Genomic DNA, 3,300 nt, shown 5'->3' on the forward strand with positions numbered 1-3,300 from the left:
CAGCCCGCACCCCGCCCCCTCCGCCCCAAAAACCGTTGGCGCCCCCGACCACCCCTGACTACAATCGCGCGCCTGCCTGCCTCCCGTCAGGGGAGCGCCGCCGTCCGGTCGGAAACCGGCCGGCCCGTCACACCACGCCGCCGCCCGACGGTCGCACCGGCCGGCCCGCCGCGCACACTGACCCGCCCACCGGAGGCAAGCCCGTGCCCTCGCACGCCCACCGACCCGCCACGCCCGCGCCGCACGCCGGAGTCCCGGGGCCCGCCCCCGCCGCGCCCCCTGACCCGCTCCAGCGGGAGCGCGCCCACCTGGCCGCCTCCCGCGCCGCGCTGCGCGCCATGCGCGAGGACGCCGAGTCCCTCAACATCGCCGACGTCACCGCGAACTGGGTCAACGCCGAGGTGCTCCAGGGCGAGATCGACGCCCGCATCAAGTCCCTCGCCGACCTCGCCGGCACCCCGCTGTTCTTCGGCCGCCTCGACTACCTCCACGCCCCCGGCATCGACCTCGCCGAGGGCGCTTCCGGGGAGAGCTTCTACATCGGCCGCCGGCACGTCCACGACGCCGACGGCGACCCGATGGTCATCGACTGGCGCGCCCCGGTCTCCCAGCCGTTCTACCGGGCCTCCAAGAAGGACCCGATGGACATCGGGCTGCGCCGCCGCTTCGGCTACACGGGCGGCGAACTGACCGCCTACGAGGACGAGCACCTCACCGACCCGGCCGAGGCCGAGACCGCCAGCGCGCTCCTCCAGGCGGAGATCGAGCGGCCGCGCGTCGGCCCGATGCGGGACATCGTCGCCACCATCCAGCCCGAGCAGGACGAGATCGTCCGGGCCGGTATCGGGGGCACGGTCTGCGTCCAGGGCGCGCCCGGTACGGGCAAGACCGCGGTGGGCCTGCACCGGGTCGCGTACCTGCTGTACGCCCACCGGGAGCGGCTGGCCCGGTCCGGCACCCTGGTCATCGGCCCGAACCGCTCCTTTCTCCGCTACATCGAGCAGGTCCTCCCGGCCCTGGGGGAGCTGGAGGTCAAGCAGGCCACCATCGACGACCTGGTGGGCCACGTGGAGGTGCGCGGCACGGACGACGCGGCCGCGGCCATGGTCAAGGGCGACGCGCGGATGGCGGAGGTGCTGCGCCGGGCCGTCCGCTCGCACATCACACCGCCGCAGGAGCCCTGCGTGGTGGTCCGCGGCTCCCGCCGCTGGCGCGTCCCGGCGTACGAACTCGCCGAGATCGTCGAGGAGTTGATGAACCGCGACATCCGCTACGGCGCGGCCCGGGAGGCGCTGCCGCAGCGGATCGCGCACGCCGTGCTGGTCCGGATGGAGCAGGCCGGCGAGGCGCCCGATGACCGGGTGCAGGACGCGGTGGCCCGTAATGCCGCGGTGAAGGCGGCGGTCAAGGCGATCTGGCCGCCGATCGATCCGGCCAAACTGGTGCTGCGGCTGCTGGGTGACCCCGATTTCCTCGCCGAGCACGCCGAGGGGGTCCTCACCCCGGAGGAGCAGAAGACGATCCTGTGGGCGAAGCCGCCGCGCAGCGTGCGGAGCGCCACGTGGTCCCCGGCGGACGCGGTGCTGATCGACGAGGCCACGGACCTGGTGACCCGTACGCACTCGCTGGGCCATGTGGTCCTGGACGAGGCGCAGGACCTCTCCCCCATGCAGTACAGGGCGGTGGGCCGCCGCTGCACCACGGGGTCGGCGACGATCCTGGGGGACATCGCCCAGGGCACCACCCCGTGGGCGACCGACACCTGGGAGGAGGCGCTGGCCCACCTGGGGAAGCCGGGTTCCGCCGTCGAGGAGCTGACGCAGGGCTTCCGCGTGCCCCGGGAGGTCATCGCCTACGCGTCCCGGCTGCTGCCCGCGATCGCCCCGGACCTGTCGGAGGCGACCTCGATCCGCGAGGCGGCGGGCGACTTCGCGATCCGCCGGGTGCCGTCCGCGGAGCTGGACGCGGCCGTCCTCGCCGCCTGCCGGGAGGCGCTGGCCAAGGAGGGGTCAATCGGCCTGATCGCGGCGGACGCCCGGATTCCGGTGCTTCGCGCGGTACTTGAGGAGGCCGGTATCAGCGCGCTGCCCCCGGGGGCGGAGACCTCGGCCGAGTCCCGGCTGACGCTCGTCCCGGCCACACTGGCCAAGGGCCTGGAGTACGACTACGTGGTGCTGGACGAGCCGGCGGCGATCGTCGACGGCGAACCGGATGAGCGGACCGGCCTGCGCCGCCTCTACGTCTGCCTGACCCGCCCGGTCTCCGGCCTGACCCTCGTCCACGCGGCCGACCTGCCGGAGCGGCTCGGGGAGGGGTGAGGCTCTACGGGGGCTCGATGAGGCGGGGCGGGCGCTGGGGGCGCCCCGGCCTCATGGCCGGCCCGCCCCGTAAGCTCCCTCGCGCAGCCCCTCGGGCCCGCCTCAGACCCCCGCCGCCACCGGCGCGTCCAGCGCCGCCCGCCACTCCCGTACGGCCGCCGCGTCCACCGGCCCGTCCCAGCCCCCGGGCCGGGCCGCCCCGCCGATGTGGAAGGCGTCCAGCCCGGCCGCCCGCAGCTCCGGCAGATGGCCAAGCCGCAGGCCGCCGCCGACCAGGATGCGCGGCGCGTACCCCGGCTCCCCGGTTTCCCGGCGGCGCTGCTCGGCGACGAGCGTGGCCAGCCCCGCGCCGACGCCGTCCGCGGCACCGGCCGTCAGATAGGTGTCCAGCCCGGCCGCGCCGGGGCAGTCCGCCAGTTCCCGGCGCAGCGCGTCCCGGTCGGCGGCCCGGTCGATGGCCCGGTGGAAGGTCCACCGGCAGCCGTCGATCACCTGGGCCAGCGCCGTGACCGCGGCGAGATCAGGCCGCCCGTCCGGCGTCAGGAAGCCCAGTACGAACTCGTCGGCCCCCTCCGCCCGCAGCGCCTCCGCCTCCGCGCACAGCGCGTCCAGCGCGCCCGCGGCGAACCCGTCCGCGGCGCGCAGCATCACCCGCAGCGGGACGCCGACGGCCGCGCGGATCGCGGCGAAGGTGGCGCGCGGGGGCGTCAGCCCGTCGGCCGCCATGTCCGCGACCAGTTCCAGGCGGTCGGCACCGCCCGCCTGCGCGGCGACCGCGTCCTCGGGACCGAGCGCGATCACCTCCAGGAGCGCGCGCTGATTCATACGACCCAACCTTCCGACGACGCGACGACGACACCCACGGGGCACGCACGGGGCACGCACCCCGGGCGCGCACCGGGCCCGTAAGAGCCCACTGCAAACCCACAACAGGTCTAGTCCAATATCCCACCCTAAGCGCTCCCGGCCCGCCGCACCGCCC

Annotated in this window: 2 protein-coding genes; one reads left to right on the forward strand and one right to left on the reverse strand. The window is 75.5% G+C overall.

Going from position 1 to position 3,300, the window contains the following annotated elements; all coding sequences use genetic code 11:
- The first annotated feature begins 203 nt into the window (after positions 1-203).
- Entirely contained in the window at positions 204-2,318 is a 2,115-nt protein-coding gene (locus ADL22_RS12795; RefSeq protein ID WP_066977401.1) for a HelD family protein, read from the forward strand.
- A 102-nt stretch (positions 2,319-2,420) separates the two neighbouring features.
- On the opposite strand, the gene ADL22_RS12800 is transcribed toward ADL22_RS12795, so the two are convergent.
- Complete coding sequence (locus ADL22_RS12800) at positions 2,421-3,143, reverse strand: copper homeostasis protein CutC (RefSeq protein ID WP_066977404.1); 723 nt, start codon at positions 3,141-3,143, stop codon at positions 2,421-2,423.
- Positions 3,144-3,300: the final 157 nt, after the last annotated feature.

Origin of the sequence: Streptomyces sp. NRRL F-4489, assembly GCF_001509485.1 — a bacterium.
Lineage (GTDB): Bacteria > Actinomycetota > Actinomycetes > Streptomycetales > Streptomycetaceae > Streptomyces.